This window comes from Peribacillus sp. FSL K6-1552 (genome assembly GCF_038005205.1).
Lineage (GTDB): Bacteria > Bacillota > Bacilli > Bacillales > DSM-1321 > Peribacillus > Peribacillus butanolivorans.
The window spans coordinates 315577-333537 of record NZ_JBBOST010000001.1 but is presented as its reverse complement, the minus strand read 5'-3'; the positions used below and the strand labels follow the sequence as shown (position 1 = coordinate 333537).

General features: G+C 38.5%; 16 protein-coding genes and 1 pseudogene. 3 read left to right on the top strand and 14 right to left on the bottom strand.

All coding sequences use genetic code 11. The features are described from left to right. Positions 1 to 78: 78 nt before the first annotated feature. The 8 genes and pseudogenes from NST21_RS01710 to groES all read right to left on the bottom strand — a co-directional run bounded on the left by NST21_RS01710 (position 79) and on the right by groES (position 10384). Complete coding sequence (locus tag NST21_RS01710; protein WP_340887409.1) at positions 79 to 1425, bottom strand: GntP family permease; 1347 nt, start codon at positions 1423 to 1425, stop codon at positions 79 to 81. A gap of 18 nt (positions 1426 to 1443) precedes the next feature. Then, positions 1444 to 2988 carry a gluconokinase gene (gene gntK / locus NST21_RS01705; RefSeq protein ID WP_340887408.1) on the bottom strand — a complete coding sequence of 515 codons (1545 nt, stop codon included), beginning with the start codon at positions 2986 to 2988 and terminating at the stop codon, positions 1444 to 1446. Then, a complete protein-coding gene (locus NST21_RS01700; RefSeq protein ID WP_340887407.1) occupies positions 2981 to 3712 on the bottom strand; it encodes a GntR family transcriptional regulator in 732 nt (243 codons plus the stop codon). The genes gntK and NST21_RS01700 overlap by 8 nt, the downstream gene beginning before the upstream one ends. A gap of 197 nt (positions 3713 to 3909) precedes the next feature. Then, positions 3910 to 4029, bottom strand: a pseudogene (locus NST21_RS01695) (IS6 family transposase); the annotation flags it as partial. Positions 4030 to 4148: 119 nt separating this feature from the next. Then, entirely contained in the window at positions 4149 to 4916 is a 768-nt protein-coding gene (locus tag NST21_RS01690; protein WP_340887406.1) for an ABC transporter ATP-binding protein, read from the bottom strand. 169 nt (positions 4917 to 5085) lie between these two features. Then, a complete protein-coding gene (locus NST21_RS01685; RefSeq protein ID WP_340887404.1) occupies positions 5086 to 7437 on the bottom strand; it encodes an ABC transporter permease in 2352 nt (783 codons plus the stop codon). A 965-nt stretch (positions 7438 to 8402) separates the two neighbouring features. Then, the gene (groL, locus tag NST21_RS01680) at positions 8403 to 10040 is read right to left on the bottom strand and encodes a chaperonin GroEL (protein WP_053348953.1); all 1638 of its coding nucleotides are present in this window, start codon (positions 10038 to 10040) and stop codon (positions 8403 to 8405) included. Between the two features lie 59 nt (positions 10041 to 10099). Further along, entirely contained in the window at positions 10100 to 10384 is a 285-nt protein-coding gene (gene groES, locus NST21_RS01675) for a co-chaperone GroES (protein ID WP_053348954.1), read from the bottom strand. A gap of 336 nt (positions 10385 to 10720) precedes the next feature. Between groES and NST21_RS01670 the strand changes: the two genes are divergently transcribed. After that, positions 10721 to 11446 (top strand): CPBP family intramembrane glutamic endopeptidase, encoded by a 726-nt coding sequence (locus NST21_RS01670; RefSeq protein WP_340887402.1) that lies wholly within the window; start codon positions 10721 to 10723, stop codon positions 11444 to 11446. Beyond that, a complete protein-coding gene (locus NST21_RS01665; protein ID WP_056523284.1) occupies positions 11443 to 11658 on the top strand; it encodes a YdiK family protein in 216 nt (71 codons plus the stop codon). The genes NST21_RS01670 and NST21_RS01665 overlap by 4 nt, the downstream gene beginning before the upstream one ends. A gap of 28 nt (positions 11659 to 11686) precedes the next feature. On the opposite strand, the gene NST21_RS01660 is transcribed toward NST21_RS01665, so the two are convergent. Together NST21_RS01660 and moaC are read right to left on the bottom strand one after the other, a co-directional pair. Next, positions 11687 to 12346 carry a redox-sensing transcriptional repressor Rex gene (locus NST21_RS01660; RefSeq protein WP_053348957.1) on the bottom strand — a complete coding sequence of 220 codons (660 nt, stop codon included), beginning with the start codon at positions 12344 to 12346 and terminating at the stop codon, positions 11687 to 11689. Positions 12347 to 12380: 34 nt separating this feature from the next. After that, positions 12381 to 12890, bottom strand: a complete 510-nt coding sequence (moaC, locus tag NST21_RS01655; protein WP_053348958.1) for a cyclic pyranopterin monophosphate synthase MoaC — start codon at positions 12888 to 12890, stop codon at positions 12381 to 12383. Positions 12891 to 13020: 130 nt separating this feature from the next. Here moaC and NST21_RS01650 point away from each other — a divergent pair, with 130 nt between their 5' ends. Next, the gene (locus tag NST21_RS01650) at positions 13021 to 14940 is read left to right on the top strand and encodes an ABC-F family ATP-binding cassette domain-containing protein (RefSeq protein ID WP_340887400.1); all 1920 of its coding nucleotides are present in this window, start codon (positions 13021 to 13023) and stop codon (positions 14938 to 14940) included. Positions 14941 to 15220: 280 nt separating this feature from the next. Here the strand turns inward: NST21_RS01650 and tsaD are convergent, their stop codons facing one another. The 4 genes from tsaD to tsaE are packed head-to-tail and all read right to left on the bottom strand — an operon-like array spanning position 15221 to position 17853. Then, positions 15221 to 16234 carry a tRNA (adenosine(37)-N6)-threonylcarbamoyltransferase complex transferase subunit TsaD gene (gene tsaD / locus NST21_RS01645; protein WP_056523290.1) on the bottom strand — a complete coding sequence of 338 codons (1014 nt, stop codon included), beginning with the start codon at positions 16232 to 16234 and terminating at the stop codon, positions 15221 to 15223. Next, the gene (gene rimI / locus NST21_RS01640) at positions 16231 to 16683 is read right to left on the bottom strand and encodes a ribosomal protein S18-alanine N-acetyltransferase (RefSeq protein WP_053348961.1); all 453 of its coding nucleotides are present in this window, start codon (positions 16681 to 16683) and stop codon (positions 16231 to 16233) included. The genes tsaD and rimI overlap by 4 nt, the downstream gene beginning before the upstream one ends. A gap of 25 nt (positions 16684 to 16708) precedes the next feature. After that, positions 16709 to 17401, bottom strand: coding sequence for a tRNA (adenosine(37)-N6)-threonylcarbamoyltransferase complex dimerization subunit type 1 TsaB (gene tsaB, locus NST21_RS01635; protein WP_340887397.1), 693 nt, complete (start codon positions 17399 to 17401; stop codon positions 16709 to 16711). Then, positions 17401 to 17853, bottom strand: coding sequence for a tRNA (adenosine(37)-N6)-threonylcarbamoyltransferase complex ATPase subunit type 1 TsaE (gene tsaE, locus NST21_RS01630; RefSeq protein ID WP_053348963.1), 453 nt, complete (start codon positions 17851 to 17853; stop codon positions 17401 to 17403). Before tsaE ends, tsaB begins: the two co-directional genes overlap by 1 nt. Between the last annotated feature and the right edge of the window lie 108 nt (positions 17854 to 17961).

Genomic DNA, 17961 nt, shown 5'->3' with positions numbered 1-17961 from the left:
TTATTTATGCTCCTTTTATGTAAGAATAATAGGCAGTAAATCCCTACCATAAGTGGGGGATTTACTGCCGGGAAAGGCCTATACAAATAAGCTTAGTAATAGAATAAATCCTAATCCAGCTACTGAAATAATCGTCTCAAGCAAGGTCCACGTTGCAAATGTTTCTTTCATGCTTAAACCAAAATACTCTTTAAACATCCAGAAACCAGCATCGTTAACGTGTGAAGCGATTAAACTTCCCGCTCCTGTAGCAAGTACTACTAGAGCAAGGTTAACGTCCGTCTGACCTAACATCGGAATTACTAAACCAGCTGTCGTTAAGGCAGCAACGGTAGCAGATCCTAAGGAAATACGTAGGATTGCCGCGATGATCCAGGCAAGCAGGATTGGTGATAATGATGTTCCTTTGAATAATTCAGCTACATAGTCACCTACACCGCCGTCGATCAATACTTGCTTGAAGGCTCCGCCGCCCCCTATGATTAAGAGCATCATTCCGATATGCAAGATTGCTGAGGTACACGATTCCATAATATCTTTCATTGGAATCTTTCTTGCTAATCCCATTGAATAAACCGCAAATAATAAGGAAAGCAACATGGAAGTACCGGCTTCGCCAATAAAACGGACAGCTGCTAGTAAACCATTGTCTTCAAAGCCCATTGTTTTTTGCATCAAAGTAATAATTGTAGCAATTGACATTAATATAACCGGAAGTAAAGCGGTAAATACACTGATTCCAAATCCAGGTGTGTCTTCAAGTTTAAATGATTTTTGTTCTCCTAAAGAGGCAATGCTGCCTGTTTTCGTAAATGATGCAGGTACTAATCTTTTAGCTATCTTCGTAAATACTGGTCCAGCTAAAATAACGGTTGGAACCGCAATAATGAAGCCGTAAAGTAAAACCTGACCAATGTCTGCACCATATTCACCAGCGATAACGGTTGGTCCTGGGTGCGGCGGTAAGAATCCGTGTGTTACGGATAATGCTGCTACCATTGGTATACCAAGATACAATATTGAAACTTTTATTTCTCTTGAAATTGCAAATACGATTGGAATTAATAATACTAATCCCACTTCAAAAAATAATGCGATACCGATAATAAATGACGCTGCCACGACTGCCCATTGAATATTCTTTTCACCGAATTTTTTAACAAGGGTCATGGCAATGCGTTGCGCGCCGCCTGAATCTGCGATTAACTTACCCAACATCGCTCCAAGTCCAAAGATTAACGCTAAGTGACCAAGTGTTCCGCCTAATCCGGCTTCAATGGTTTTGACAATTCCATCAAGTGGCATCCCAAGTGCTAATGCTACTCCAAACGATACAATGATTAAGGAAATAAAGGTGTTTAATTTTAAGCCCATTATTAAAATTAATAAAGCGACAATTCCTAAAGCGACAATAACTAATGGCATTGTACTTCCTCCATGTGTTTACTTTGTAGCATTTATTAAGTTTCTTTGATAATTCGCAATCTGTGTATATTCGTTTTCCAATATCCTAGATAGGTTAATAAAAATTGGCAGTAGTTGCCTATATTCTTTTACAGAATCATCTTTCGGTGTGTGCTTGTGGGTATTGCCTATCATTTCAGAAACTACTTCGAAGGAATCAATTTCCCCGTTGGCATATAATCCTAATATACAAGCACCCAGGCACGAACTTTCGTAGCTTTCTGGAACCACGACTTCCGATTCGAAGATATCGGACATCATTTGCCGCCAAACAGACGACCTTGCGAAGCCTCCCGTAGCTTGAATTCGGGTCACAGGACCGTCCATACATTCGGTTAAGGCTAAAAATACGGTGTATAAATTGTAAATGACTCCTTCTAGAGCTGCTCGAATCATATGTTCTTTCCTATGCGACAGTGTTAATCCGAAAAATGAACCCCGTACGTCTGGATTCCATAATGGTGCACGTTCACCTGCAAGATATGGATGGAATAACAATCCATCAGCGCCTGGTCTTACACGTTCGGCAATCTTGGTTAAGACTTCATAAGCGTCGATTCCAAGTCTTTTAGCTGTTTCTACCTCGGAAGAAGCAAATTCATCGCGAATCCAGCGAAGGACCATCCCACCATTATTTACCGGCCCGCCAATCACCCAATGTTTTTCCGTTAAGGCATAGCAAAAGATTCTTCCTTTTTCGTCTGTTTTCGGCTCGTCAATAATCGTCCGAATCGCACCGCTTGTCCCAATCGTGACAGCGATTTCACCTTTTCGGATAGCGTTTACACCTAGATTTGAAAGGACACCATCACTTGCCCCAATGACAAAAGAGGTTTGTGGATCAATCCCAATCTGTTTGGCTAAATCCGGGTCACAGTTGTTAAAGATCTTTGTTGTTGGTACGAGTTCAGATAATTGACCACGTGTTATTCCAGCAATTCTTAAGGCTTCCTCATCCCAATCCAAGTTTTTTAGATTCATCATGCCCATGGATGAAGCAAGGGAATAATCGACAACATATTGATTAAAGAACTTTTTAAAGATGTATTCTTTAATCCCGATATACTTTTTAACATTGGTTGCGATCTCTGGGCACTCATTCACAATCCAGGCGATTTTGGATAATGGTGACATCGGGTGAATCGGTGTTCCGGTTCGTTTGTAAACTTCATGCCCACCTAATTCATCTTTTATTTTATGTGCCCAAGCTTCACTGCGATTATCTGCCCAAGTGATACAAGGGGTTAACGGCTGGTCATTTTCATCCATAGCTATAACACTATGCATCGCACTGCTAAATGAAATAAATGATATTTTTTTATCTGAATGCTGTTTCGTTATATTTGAAAAGGCTTTCAGAACAGCCTGAAAAATCTCCTCAGGGTCTTGTTCCGCTGTTGTCATATCCGGTGTGTAAAGAGGATAACCAATATTCTCTTGCTGAATGACATCGCCTTTTTTTGTAAATAATACAGCTTTTGTACTTGTTGTACCTATGTCTACACCTAACATATAGCTAGTCATTTTCTTGTTCGACTCCTTTTGAAAGCATCTGTTGGGCCATCCATAAGTCTTCAACTTTCTCTTGAACATCATCAAAATTTTTATGTAACGACTTAATCATGAGGTCTCGATCTTTTGTTTTGATCGCATCAATATAAAGTTGATGATTATTTATGATCCGTGTAAAGTCTTCATACTTTTCTTTAAAACGACTGCGCATGGATAGAAGAATCAAACTTTCCATCACAGATTTTAAATTATCCCAGATCATCAGGATGTAGGAATGATTGATGGACCGAATAATTGTTTCGTGGAATAGGACATCCTGATTGGAAAACTCATCAGCATCTCGGTATTTTATGGAAATTTTCATCATTTCTAGTATTTTACTAAGTTCCATTACTAATTCATTCGTGTCCATCCTTACTAGCCGTTCAAATACAAACGTCTCGATGAGTAAACGTACATCATAAATTTCTGCATATTCTTTTTCTGTTAAACCAATGACAACCGCACCCATTCTTTCTAATCGGATGATATTTTCAGATGCCAGTATTTTTAACGCTTCACGAATGGGTGAGCGGCTAACACCGAAATCAGCAGCTAATTTATTTTCGGATAGGATGGTACCGCTTTCAATCATCCCCGAAATAATACGCATTCTAAGCTCGGATGTTACACGATCACCAGCTGAAGCTTTTGAAAGCCATTTTACAGGATAAAGAAATTCCTTTGATTCAGCCATAAATTCACCTTCTTGTAGAGTTCAAGTACACTTGTATACAAGTATTATAATAAAAAAAAAAAATGAATAATGCAAGCATTTTGAATGTAACTAGATTCTCATCAATATAAGTTAAAGTTTGTTGGGAGTTTATAAGGTGCTGGTGCAAAAATAATGAAATAGAAACATAGAATGGTAATATCCTGTTAACTTTGGGATTAAGCAGCTACTCCGAACAACTTATGAATGAATTCAACCTCATTTTGGGCAGACTTTGCCTGTTGATGAGGTTGATTTTTTTTAACCATATGCATAGGTTCGATACCACTCAAAATATTCCGCTTGATTGCGTTAACAAATTGTTAGCGTGTCTTTCCTTACAAACATTCTTCATTTTTCCTTTCGAACTTACCAAATAAAGTTTCCATATGAACTTTATGCGAATGCCAATGAAAAATTAGAATCCATTTTCTACTAACCATTTCATAATGTTTTCTTCTCTTTTCTTAATATCGTCATGCTGGTTATCGTATTTACTCATTTTCTTCTGTGCAACAAGATTTCCATCTACCATAAACAATATTCTTTCGGTTTTTGCTGCCACCTTTGCATCATGCGTCACGAGCATGATGGTTGTCCCTTCATTATTAATCTCTGCCAGAATAGACATAATGTCTGCTGACGATTTGGAATCTAATGCTCCGGTCGGTTCGTCTCCAAAAATGATATCCGGATCATTTATCAATGCTCTGCAGATGGCGACTCTCTGCAGCTGGCCGCCAGAGCCTTGAGTGATCGTATTATCTGCAAGCTTTTCAATTCCTGTCATTTCCATCAGTTTTTTTGCTTTTTGATACACCGCATTTTTATCCGCATCTTTTGATACAAGAGCAGGAAACATAACATTGTCAATCAATGACAGATTTTTTAATAGATTAATATCCTGAAATATAAATCCCATGTGATTCAGTCGAATCTTCGCCAGTTCTTCTTCTTTTAGTGTGCCAATTTCACAGTCTTTAAATTTCACACTGCCGGAAGTAATTCTATCCATACCGCTTACATTATACAGAAGTGTTGATTTCCCGCTTCCGGATGGCCCCATGACCGATACGAATTCACCTTCTTCTATATCCAGGTTTACATCCTTTAAGATATGAAGCTCATTATCTTTTCCTAATTCTACTTTTTTGTTCATACTTATTGCTTCTAATATATTGCTCATCTATATTCCTCCAATGCCAAATATTAAAATCAAAGTCTATTTCCACAGAGGCGCCCCGGAATGCTTTTTTTCAGGAATCTGCATTCTTATCTGCATAGGGGTCTTCACACAGGAGACTTCTTCTGCCTTAGCAGATACACTTCCTGCCCGAACCTTTTTTTCAGTACTTCTAACTTCTTAAAACGACAGATAAATCATCTTTTACGGCTACCTTACAGGACACAAATATCGTAAAGCCGACTACTACAATCAGCACTAACGGACATAACAGCCAAGTCTGCCATACAACATGAACAAATTCAATTTTTGCAGCTCCCATAGTGGACATTGCCATACTTACAAGTAACTCCCCTAAATAATTAGAAGCCAGCACTCCAACTATGATTCCCAATATCAGTACCATCATAGTTCCTGCCATATATTGATGTTTAATATTTTTAGAAGTTAATCCCATACTTCGCATGATTGCAATCTGAGACATATCCTTTGATAATAGCATCCGAAGGAATAGTGCCGTGATCAATACAGCTATGATTACTGCAATGGCGAATGCGCCTATCACAACTGTGCTCATCTGATCAATGATATTTCCAAGAGTCTGCCGTGTATATTCTTTGATATCATTGACCTGCGCAGAATCATAGGCATTCTGGTAGTAGTCCATTTTCTCACGAATATCAACGCCTTGAGCCACATCCATGTACACAATATACCAAAGAACGGCCTCATCATTTACTCCAAGACTGGTATGGGCCTTTGCTGTTTTCCCGCCATTTGTAATATCTTGATAAATACCAGTTACTTTCAAATTCTTTTCTTCCCCGCCAACCTTTACTGCTACTTCATCTCCTATGTTCTTGTTTAATCCGTCTTTTGACGCATTGGCAAAGGAAAGTGATATTTCTCCTTCCCCCTCCGGTGCTCTTCCTTCCAGATAATTTAATGGAAATACGGAAAAATCTCCGGTTTCAATATTCATATAGTCCCAGGATTCCGCATTTTTGATCTGGTAGGAACTTGTGATGTAGGCCGCATACTTTTCAATATCCGAATCATTTTTCAGCTCTTCCTGCAGCTTTTTAAAATCTTCTGTAATACTATCGGACCTTCGAAGATCGATTCTCATATCGGACTTTCCTATTCCCATGTATGTAGAAAATTCCGGTGAATTCATGGTGTTATAAATATTTATAGGAAGTATTACAATAAACGTACATACGATAAAAATAAAGAACAGTAGCCTGTATAATTTGAACCGTTTACATACATCCCTAAGTCCCATATAAATATTGGTGCTGAAGAATTTGTTCTTAAGCAGTGGAAAACTGTATTTTTGGTTCTTTCCACGCTCCATAGAATCTTTCCGTAAGGCTTCTACCGAAGAAATCTTATCGATTCTTTTCAGTACTTTCTTGCAATACATCACAATCATGAAATATACCAATAATGGAGCTATAAGAGATAGTACATATTTTAAGTTTCCTGATAAATCCGAAGATATGTAAAGTCTCATATTACCGTTAAACAGATTTACCACGGCAAAGGAAAGCAGATAGCCTATTATACCGGCTACTACTGACATGACTCTGTATTTGTTAAGATATACCTTCTTTATATCTTTTTTGGATATTCCTATTGCTTTCATCACACCGATTTCTCTTAAATCTTCATCAATGGTTGCCAGAAACGTAAGTCTGATACAGAGCGAAGCTATAATAATCAGCAGAACACTGATAAGTATAATGACCATTGCAACTGCCGCATCTGACATGGCATTAAACATCAGAAATATCTTTCCTCCGACTGTAGGACCGTTTGCTGGAAGACCTCCTTCGATATATGCAGTCTGAAGTCCTTGAGAATCCCCGTTTTCATGCAGTTTGAATTCAATCAGATATTCCAGTTCCCCGGCCTGCTTTAAAAGCATTTCATTATAGTCTGCCTGATTAATAACAAACCGTTTCGAAGAAGTAAGGGAAGAGTTCATCTCATAATCTCTTGCATAATCTGAAATGACAAACTCATTCTCATACTCTCCGCTTTTCACCGTTATCGTATCACCTATTTTTAAGTCATATTGTTGCATGAAATAGATGGGAACCGCTACTTCCCCTTCCGTTACATCCAGCTTTTTATTATCCAGATCCATTATAAAATCGAATTTTTTATTCTGTACAACAAATGAAATATCCTGTACAGTTCCAGCCATCGTTTGATTATTGCCGAAATGAATATTACTTCCATCCAAAGTCAGAAGAACCATCGTCTCCTGCATCGCTATATTCTCACGCTGTTCTTCTGTAAATTTATCGATTTCTGCCTGATCAAATTCTCCGGAATGCATCTGCGTAATGTCAGCTGGTACTGCACGTTCCTGCAGGTCCGACATCGACTGAATCAGATTGGCAATGTTATTTATTGCACTAGCTCCCAAAAGAACTGCCATAGCGATAAATACAAATACTGAAATTGTCACAATTTTCTGTCTGAAAAAATCATTCTTTACCATCTTTAAAAACAAAATTTTTCCTCCTTCTACATAGATAATTTTTTCTATTTTATCCTTGTCTCTATCAATCTTGCTCATTTCTTCAGGAGAATAATTTCTTCAACTTTTGAATTAATAATGCTCTTAATGAATCTTTTTTAATTTCTATAACTTTTTCATTTCCAGAACAAGCACTAAGCATGGATGTTGCAAATCTTAATCAATAACCTTTGAAAAACTATACATGCTGATTTCTTAGTAGACTTGACCTGAATGATTATTGAGAGTACAAAGTAATCATACAAAATGGTATTTATTAGGTAAACCAACTTAAGCCTAATTATTTACTAAGCCCGCAGCCCTATTTTAGTAAGTTGACTATTGGAGTTAATTAGAAGAAATTAATCGAAATGGAGGGAAGGAAGTGGAAGGAGTAACAATTGCTTCAACTGCAACTGACAATCACAAAGAGTTAATTGATGAACTAATGCGTACATATGGTCAAGATTTAGGAATTTAATTCAAACATATGGATATACAATGGGTCTAGTAATCTTTATCTATCTTTCTAGCTCGAATTTGGATGATTTCACTTTCAATAAAAGATCCATTCGGAAAATTACTTATCATTTGAGGCGTATTACTTTTTACTACTCAATATATAGTTTAATAACCTCTTCACCTACCACAACCTTTCGTCTAGATTTTTTCGTTTTGGGCGTGACCAACTGATATTACACTATATTATTATTGGGATTATTCATACCTTCTTTACTTGCAGAAGCTGATGTCTCACTTAAACAAATTATGGACAGGCTTGGTCATACCGATGATCAGATTACAAAGAATATATATCTCCATGTAACTCAAGAAATGAAAAAAGAAGCTTCCCATAAGTTTGGTCAACTTATGAGAAGCTTCCGTTAAAATCCTCAATGTTAGCATAATGTTACCATTTCACTCTCAAACCCTTATATATCAAGGGATTGACGGCTTTATTACATCATGCCGCCCATTCCGCCCATGCCACCCATATCAGGCATGCCCATGCCACCAGCACCAGCAGGTTCTGGTTTGTCAGCAACAACAGCTTCTGTTGTTAAGAACATTGCAGCAACAGAACCAGCGTTTTGTAGAGCTGAACGAGTTACTTTAGTAGGATCCACGATACCAGATGCGATCATGTTAACCCATTCGCCAGTAGCTGCATTGAAGCCAGTTCCAACTGCTTCACCTTTAAGGCGTTCTACGATTACAGAGCCTTCAAGTCCAGCATTGTGAGCGATTTGGCGTACAGGCTCTTCGATAGCACGAAGAACGATTTTCACGCCTGTTGCTACGTCGCCTTCCGCTTGAATTTCTGCCACTTTATTGTATACGTTTAGAAGAGCTGTACCACCACCGGCTACGATACCTTCTTCAACAGCAGCACGAGTAGAGTTCAATGCATCTTCAATACGAAGTTTACGTTCTTTTAATTCTGTTTCAGTAGCTGCACCGACTTTGATTACTGCTACACCACCAGCTAATTTAGCAAGGCGTTCTTGTAATTTTTCACGGTCGAATTCAGAAGTTGTTTCTTCTAATTGAACACGGATTTGGTTTACACGAGCTTGAATTTGAGCTGTATCTCCAGATCCTTCAACGATAGTTGTGTTTTCTTTTGTAACAACCACTTTAGACGCACGTCCTAAAGATTCGATTGTTGCAGATTTAAGGTCAAGTCCGATTTCTTCAGTGATTACTTCGCCGCCTGTAAGAGCTGCGATGTCTTCAAGCATTGCTTTACGACGATCACCGAATCCAGGAGCTTTAACCGCAACTGCATTGAATGTTCCACGAAGTTTGTTCACAACAAGAGTTGCAAGCGCTTCGCCTTCTACATCTTCAGCAATCAATAATAGTGGTTTTCCTTGTTGAACAACTTGCTCAAGTACAGGAAGGATTTCTTGGATATTCGTTACTTTTTTATCCGTGATTAAGATATATGGATTGTCTAAAACAGCTTCCATTTTATCTGAATCTGTAACCATGTAAGGGGAAGCATATCCACGGTCGAACTGCATACCTTCTACAACGTCCAATTCAGTTGTGAAACCTTTAGACTCTTCGATTGTGATGACGCCGTCGTTACCAACACGTTCCATAGCTTCAGCAATCAGTTGGCCTACTTCTTCATCAGCTGAAGAGATAGCAGCAACTTGTGCAATCGATTCTTTGTTTTCAACAGGTTGAGAAATGGCTTTTAATTCTGCAATTGCAGTATTAACCGCTTTTTCGATTCCTTTACGGATACCCATTGGGTTAGCACCAGCTGTTACGTTTTTAAGACCTTCACGGATCATTGCTTGCGCTAGAACCGTTGCAGTAGTTGTACCGTCACCAGCTACGTCGTTTGTTTTGCTTGCTACTTCAGCAACCAATTTCGCACCCATGTTTTCGAATGCATCTTCTAATTCGATTTCTTTAGCGATTGTTACACCGTCATTTGTGATAAGCGGTGAACCGAATTTTTTCTCAAGAACCACGTTACGACCTTTTGGTCCAAGCGTTACTTTAACTGCATCTGCAAGTGCGTCCACACCACGAAGCATTGAGCGGCGTGCTTCTTCACTAAATTTAATTTCTTTAGCCATTTATAAGTACCTCCCTAAAATTTTAAGAAAATTTTCGTTCAGTTAAGTATGATGTATAATTAGCCAATAACAGCTAAAATGTCGCTTTCACGTAAAATTAAGTATTCAGTATCTTCGTATTTCACTTCAGTACCAGCATATTTTGAGAAGATAATTAGATCGCCTTGGGCAACCTCTAAAGCAACACGTTCGCCATTTTCAAGAACACGGCCCGTACCAACTGCTACGACCTTACCTTCTTGTGGCTTTTCTTTTGCAGTATCAGGAAGAACAATACCGCTTGCCGTTTTTTCTTCAGATTGAACTAGTTCAATAATAACGCGATCACCTAATGGTTTTAACAAGTGAAACAACCTCCTCATATTCTCTTGATAATTTGCTTTATGATTATTAGCACTCTTCATCATCGAGTGCTAACACATTTATAATATTAAATAAACCGAGCCTTTTTTGCAAGTATCTTATCGAAAATTTTTTATTAATTTCTGATAAATTCCGGGTATACTACTTTAGGATAATGTTTCTTTTAACAAAGGAGATGAAATGTTCTCTTATGCGTACGTTTAAGTGGAGTTCTGTCTCATTATTTGATACCATTTTGGAGTATACGTTTAGAGATTGTCCCCATGTCAGGACCGTTATAAGAGAAATGGCGGACTAAATAAAAGGAGTTTTCATTTTTGAAAAAAGAATATTGGTTCGTCATCATCACTTACATAGCCATGCAATTATCCAGTATTGTTGGGATGCCTATTTTCATGCTGATTGGATCTTTAAGCGGAATGCCTGCTGATGAACTCAAAGTTAAAGCGGCAGCATATTGGATTGTATTCAGCTTTCTCGCAGCTCTATCACTGATTTTAATTTTGATGAGAAAAGATATGAGGGAAAGGATAGACACACGCAATCAAGCTTCAATCCCTACGTCTATATTGTGGGCGATAGCAGGTGTATTTCTGGCTCTTATTGCTCAAAGCTTAGCTGGAAGCATTGAACAAATGCTCGGGGTGAAGTCTGAATCTGAAAATACGCAGAATCTTATTTCACTCATATACGAAGTCCCAATGGTCATTTTCGTGACTTCAGTAATTGGACCTATTTTGGAAGAAATCCTTTTCCGGAAAATCATTTTCGGATCACTTAATAAACGCTTTAATTTCTTTATTTCAGCTTTAATCAGCTCAGTTATTTTCGGCTTGGCGCATGGTGAACTCGAACATCTTCTTTTATATACAGCAATGGGCTTCACCTTTGCATTTCTTTATGCGCAAACAGGTCGTATCCTTGTGTCGATGGTGGCACATATTGCAATGAATACCCTTGTTATCATCCTTCAAGTGTTATATAGAGAAGATATTGAGAAAATGCTAGATACTGCACAGGCCTTTATCGGAGGTTTATTATGAAACGTCGTCAATCACCACTATTTATCGGTATCATCTATACAGCCTTAGGAGCTCTTTTTACGGCTATCGCAATCCAAAGCGTCAGTTCATCAGGATGGGGAATCTTTGCCTACATACTCGTACTTATTGCGACTCTTGACTTTGGGTCAGGGTTACGCATGATCATGCTGCACTTTAAAATTAAATCCACAAACAATAAGAAGAAAAAATAAAAAACGCTGCGAAGACGCAGCGTTTTTTTTATTCCTCTAATGCAACTTCTTCTACCACAGGATAATGCTTTAAAAAGTAGATGAGAGACTGAAGCTCTACGGCCAGGTCAATATGGTGAACTCTTATAGACGGCGGTACAGTCAGCCGAGCAGGAGTGAAATTCAATATTCCTTTAATATCAGCTTTAACTAAACGATCGGTTATCGTCTGAGCCACTTGGGCAGGTACTGTCAAAATAGCTGCTGTAATATTATTTTCCTGCAAAAGGGTATCTATTTGGTCCATATGATAGATTGGTACATCAGCAATTCGCTTTCCAACCTTATCTTCAGAAACTTCAAATGCCATTTCAATCTTTGTATTATTATTTTTCAAAAAATTGTAATTTAAAAAAGCGGTCCCTAAATTCCCTACTCCAATTAAAGCCACTTTTGTCAATTCATCTTGATCTAGTGTTTTTCTGAAGAAGGATAGTAAATAATTCACATTATAGCCGTAGCCCTTTTTTCCAAGCGCGCCAAAGTAGGAAAAATCACGGCGAATTGTAGCCGAATCAACTTTTACAGCTTCGCTAAGCTCTGCCGAGGATACTCTTTGTTTACCTGAGGAATGTAAGTTCTTTAAAAATCGATAATATAAGGGCAACCTTTTGGCCGTTGCCTGCGGTATCTTTGGGTCATGGTTCATCGTTCTTCCCCGCCTTCACACATGCTTTTCAAACTTATTCTTCTTTATCTGTTTGATTCAACTGTCTTTTGTAATCGCTACTAGACACCCCACCTGTTTTCTCCACTAAAAATGTAGGCCCGATTACCATTCCTTTATCAATAGCCTTACACATATCGTAGACAGTTAAAGCGGTCACAGATGCAGCTGTTAACGCTTCCATTTCAACACCTGTACTCCCTTTTGTCTTGGCTTCTGTTTCTATTTTAAGCCTATAACCTTGTTCTTCTTTTACCCAATCAAAGGCTATATTGACCCCTTGTAGAGAAATAGGGTGACACATCGGGATTATATTGGATGTATTTTTGCTTGCCATGATGCCTGCAACCTGTGCAACTGACAGAACATCACCTTTTTTCATTTTCTGGTTCGTGATTTTTTCATATATTTCATCGTTCAATAAGATACTCGATTGAGCTGTTGCCGTCCGAATGGTTTCAGGCTTCGCACTCACATCAACCATTTTAGCTCTGCCTTGTTCATTAAAATGCGTTAAGTCCCCCATTAATAACCCCTCCTAAATCATACACTATTATTCCACATTATGTAACAGCTTGTTTTTGCTTAAACCTCAGCTGTTGCCGATAATTACTATAATACGTTACACTAACAATAATCAATTGAGGTGAAAATTTATGATTTTATTACAAATCAATCAACTATCCAAATATTACGGAGCTGAACTTATTTTATCAAATATGAAGCTCGAAGTTCAAAATAAAGATCGAATTGCCCTAGTTGGCCGAAACGGCGCTGGAAAATCAACTCTGCTAAAAATCATAGCCGGACAACTTTCCCATGATGGCGGTGAGATCATCAAACCCAAAGGCGTCACTATTGGCTATATGGCACAGGATACAGGTTTAGAATCTGAACTTTCCATTTGGAATGAGATGCTGACTGTATTCAAAGACCTGATAGAGCAAGAGAAAGAACTGCGCAGACTTGAGGCCGAAATGGCCAAGCCTGACACTTTTGAAGACGAAATACTTTACCAAAAGGTGTTAAATGAATATGACACTTTACAGGTAGCCTTTAAAGAAAAGGGGGGCTATCAATATGAAGCAGATATCCGTTCCGTATTACATGGTCTTCAGTTTGGTGACTTTGACTATTCCACTCTCATTTCCACGTTGAGTGGAGGCCAAAAAACACGGCTTGCATTAGGAAAGCTGCTTTTAAAGAAGCCCGATATATTGATTCTCGATGAGCCAACAAACCACCTGGATATCGAAACTCTCTCCTGGCTTGAACAATATTTACAAAGTTACCAAGGTGCTGTACTTATTGTTTCCCATGACCGCTATTTTCTAGATAAAGTTGTAAACCAGGTGTATGAAATTTCAAGAAATAATATGAAAAAGTACTATGGTAATTACAGTTCTTACTTAGAAGGAAAAGCGGAAGATTATGAACGGGACATGAAGCAATTCGAAAAACAACAAGGTGAAATCGAAAAGCTGCGTGACTTTGTTCAACGTAATATCACAAGAGCTTCGACCACGAAAAGAGCGCAAAGCAGGCGCAAGCAGCTCGAAAAGATGGACGTATTGGACAGGCCACAAGGTGACGAAAAATCTGCTAATTTTTCCTTCCAAATTGAAAAGCAAAGCGGAAACGAAGTACTTCATCTTCAAAGCTTAGCTATTGGTTATGAAGGGGAAACAGTATCTAATAATATTAACTCTCGGATGACAAAAGGAGAAAGTATTGCCCTTGTCGGTCCAAATGGCGTTGGTAAATCGACGTTATTGAAAACTATTATATCCAAGCTGCCTGCAATTTCTGGCGATTTCCGTTTTGGAACGAACGTCGAGGTCAGCTACTACGATCAAGAACAGGCCAATTTGATTTCTAATAAACGCGTACTAAATGAACTATGGGATGATTATCCCCTTAAACCGGAAAAAGATATCCGCACAGTACTTGGTAATTTCCTTTTTAGTGGAGATGATGTATTGAAAACCGTTTCGACACTAAGCGGTGGTGAAAAGGCACGGCTTGCTTTAGCCAAAATGATGATGGAAAAAGGGAATTTTTTAATTCTTGATGAACCAACGAACCATTTAGATCTCGACAGCAAATTAGTGCTTGAAAACGCTTTGATAGATTATCCAGGAACCATTCTTTTCGTCTCACATGACCGTTATTTTATTAATCGAATTGCAACAAAGGTCATTGAGCTATCCAAAGACGGCAATGAAGAGTTTCTCGGCGATTATGATTACTATGTAGAGAAGAAACAAGAGCAAGCAGAAATCGAAGCACTCGAACAACAAAATAAATCAAACACTGTAGAACTAATCGTTGAAAAGACAAACTACAAAATTGATAAAGAAGCAAAAAAAGCAGAACGCCAGCGAAAACGCCGTATCGAGGAAATCGAAGCAGCCATGGAGCTACTCGAAACTGAAATAAACGAGTATAATGAGCTCCTTTGTGACCCAAACGTCTTCCAAGACCATGAAAAGGTAATGGAAGTTCAGACGAAGCTTGATAAAGCACAGGAAACTTTAGATCAGCATCTTGAAGAATGGGCTGAATTAGAAGAATAAACAATCGGACCGAGTTATTTAACTCGGTCTTTACATGATGTTTTGAAAAGATCCACTCAAAGTTATCCACATTTTTATACACAAACAAGTTGCTACTCAATAGCTACTCAATCAATTTATCCACAATATCCACAGAAACTTATGCACTTATCCACATAACAATTGGTTATACACAGCGGGTTTGAATAATAAAAAAACGTTATCCACAGAATATTCTATTTTTTTAAAACATGATAAAAAAGACAGGATACCGAAGTTTGGTATCCTGCCTTTTTTATCGTTAGAAAACTTCTAAATCTAATCCGGGGTTTCCGTTCAAATCTAACCCAGAGCGCTTCCCTTTTTCGAACATGACACTTGCAGCTGCACCAATCATAGCTGCATTATCCGTACAAAGGTATAAAGGGGGAATAGAAATATCCATTGGTAAATCCATAAAGGCTTCAGTTAGTGCTTCCCGTAGGCCTTTATTAGCGGCAACACCACCTGCAAGTAACACCTGTTTCACATCATATTCCTTAGCAGCTTTTACAGCTTTTGTCACAAGTACCTCTATGACGCTTGCTTGGAAACTTGCGGCCAAATCTTTAGGATCAATTTTTTCTCCACGTTGTTCTGCATTATGCAAAGTGTTAATTACAGCTGATTTCAACCCACTGAAAGAAAAGTCATAGCTGCCATCCAGCCATGCCCGAGGCAGTTTCAAAGATGGTGAACCCTCTTGTGCAAGCCTATCGATATGAGGACCGCCTGGATAAGGAAGTCCTAAAGTTCGAGCTACTTTATCATATGCCTCTCCTGCTGCATCGTCCCGCGTCTCCCCTATTACTTTAAAGGAACCGGGCTCCTCTAAAAGCACCAATTCCGTATGGCCTCCTGAAACGACTAATGAGAGGGCTGGGTACTGAATTTCTTGAACAAGTCTATTTGCATATATATGGCCCGCGATATGGTGCGTTCCAACAAGCGGGATTCCATGAGCGAATGCCACTGCTTTAGCAGCATTAACACCTATTAACAATGCCCCTACTAGCCCAGGACCTTCTGTAACAGCAATAGCGTCCAAATCTTCGTACGTCACACCAGCCTGAAGCAAAGCCTCTTCAAGCACGATTGTAATTTGCTCTACATGGTGTCGGGACGCTATTTCAGGTACAACACCACCAAACCGCTTATGGCTTTCTATTTGTGAAGCCACGACATTGCTCAATATCTCTGTTCCATTTTTTATGACAGCTGCAGCAGTTTCGTCACAGCTGGTTTCAATTCCTAATATAAGTTGATCTTTTTTCATGAAAAATTCACCCACATAACATAAGCATCTTCTTGATTATCTGTATAATAATTTTTACGAATTCCACCCTTTTGAAAGCCTAGTTTTTCATAAAGTGAAATGGCCACTGCATTACTAACACGAACTTCAAGCGTCATCCTTACAACGCCCATGCTAATTGAGATTTCAATCATCTTTCTAAGCAGAGCTTCACCCAGCTTTTGTCCTCGATATTCAGGTAAAATAGCGATATTGGTAATATGCGATTCATCAATGACAATCCACGCGCCGCAATAACCAGCAATTTTCCCTTCATCTTCAATAACCATGTAAACAGCATATTGATTATGATTTAATTCATTAAAAAAAGCTTCCCGGCTCCAAGGCAAAGTAAAGGATTGTTTTTCTACGTTTAACACTTGGTCGATATCTTCCGTTTTCATCTTTCGAAACGTCAATGTTTTACTCATAATAATCGGTCGCTTTCCTATTATTTTATTTCCCCTGCTGTTCGAGCCACTTAGCTTCCGCTTCAGCCATACGAATATAGTTCGGTACAAACTGGTGTATGTCCACTTCAGTCTTGCTTAGGCCAATAAATGCAAGTTCGCTTGGTCGGGAGTTAAATAACTGTACGGGAGAAAATACTGCTAAATTCCCTAACACTTTCGTAATCGCTTCCCGATGAATTTCTACATCCTGACCAACAAATAAAACAGGACGCTTTAATTCCTTTAATCGAATTGCCCATTCAGAGGATAGAATATTGCAATCTTCCATGACTGTATTTAACACATTATTTTCTATTTCATATAATCCAGTATAAATCTGGCCTCTTCTTGCATCAAACAAGGGCGAAACTAACCCGTTAAAATAACGTCCATTAGCAGCTAAAACTTCTAAACTAGAAACAGCCGATAATGGAATTTTCAACGTCCACGCCAATGTTTTCGCAATTGTCACACCAATCCTAACCCCTGTATAAGATCCAGGGCCTTGAGCGACCACAATTTTAGTCAATTCCTTAGGACTAGTATCACAATCCCTTAATAGTGTCTCAATTGCTGGCATCACTCGAACCGAATGATTTTTCTTTAAATTCGTAGTATACTCGCCAATTACTTGAGTATCATTTATTAGAGCAATCCCTAACGTGAAGTTCGATGTATCTATAGCTAAAACCTTCATCAAATAATCTCCTTACATAACGTAACATACCTTTCGCCTTTGGCTTCTAAGACAAGACGGCGGCTTGTATCACTAAGACGATAAATATAAATAGTTAAGATTTCATTTGGAAGCTGGTCTTTAATTAAATGAGCCCATTCCACAACGGTCACACCTTCACCATCAAAATATTCATCGAAACCTAAATCTTCTTCTGATTCACTTACCCGATATACATCCATATGGTATAAGGGTAATCTCCCAACGTATTCCTTTATTATCGTAAAAGTTGGGCTGTTCACAGTTCTCGATACACCTAAACCTTTAGCAAGACCTTTTGTGAACGCCGTTTTCCCTGCTCCCAAGTCCCCTTCTAAAGCAAGTACATCACCACTTGAAAGCTTTTGTGCTAATTCCTGTGCAAAATGCGCTGTTTCTTCCTCATTCTGAGAAATCCATTCAAATTGTTGCATATATCAATCACCTTTATCATCTATTAGGAAAATGTTCTCTAGTTTTATCTTGGAACCATAAACACAATACTTAAAAAAGCTAACGACCATAATTATATCCCTAATAAA

Excerpts from the sequence above, each read along its gene's own strand:
- NST21_RS01710 (WP_340887409.1), bottom strand. The coding sequence starts at position 1,425 with ATGCCATTAGTTATTGTCGCTTTAGGAATTGTCGCTTTATTAATTTTA.
- gntK (WP_340887408.1), bottom strand. The coding sequence starts at position 2,988 with ATGACTAGCTATATGTTAGGTGTAGACATAGGTACAACAAGTACAAAA.
- NST21_RS01700 (WP_340887407.1), bottom strand. The coding sequence starts at position 3,712 with ATGGCTGAATCAAAGGAATTTCTTTATCCTGTAAAATGGCTTTCAAAA.
- NST21_RS01690 (WP_340887406.1), bottom strand. The coding sequence starts at position 4,916 with ATGAGCAATATATTAGAAGCAATAAGTATGAACAAAAAAGTAGAATTA.
- groL (WP_053348953.1), bottom strand. The coding sequence starts at position 10,040 with ATGGCTAAAGAAATTAAATTTAGTGAAGAAGCACGCCGCTCAATGCTT.
- NST21_RS01665 (WP_056523284.1), top strand. The coding sequence starts at position 11,443 with ATGAAACGTCGTCAATCACCACTATTTATCGGTATCATCTATACAGCC.
- NST21_RS01660 (WP_053348957.1), bottom strand. The coding sequence starts at position 12,346 with ATGAACCATGACCCAAAGATACCGCAGGCAACGGCCAAAAGGTTGCCC.
- moaC (WP_053348958.1), bottom strand. The coding sequence starts at position 12,890 with ATGGGGGACTTAACGCATTTTAATGAACAAGGCAGAGCTAAAATGGTT.
- NST21_RS01650 (WP_340887400.1), top strand. The coding sequence starts at position 13,021 with ATGATTTTATTACAAATCAATCAACTATCCAAATATTACGGAGCTGAA.
- tsaD (WP_056523290.1), bottom strand. The coding sequence starts at position 16,234 with ATGAAAAAAGATCAACTTATATTAGGAATTGAAACCAGCTGTGACGAA.
- rimI (WP_053348961.1), bottom strand. The coding sequence starts at position 16,683 with ATGAGTAAAACATTGACGTTTCGAAAGATGAAAACGGAAGATATCGAC.
- tsaB (WP_340887397.1), bottom strand. The coding sequence starts at position 17,401 with ATGAAGGTTTTAGCTATAGATACATCGAACTTCACGTTAGGGATTGCT.
- tsaE (WP_053348963.1), bottom strand. The coding sequence starts at position 17,853 with ATGCAACAATTTGAATGGATTTCTCAGAATGAGGAAGAAACAGCGCAT.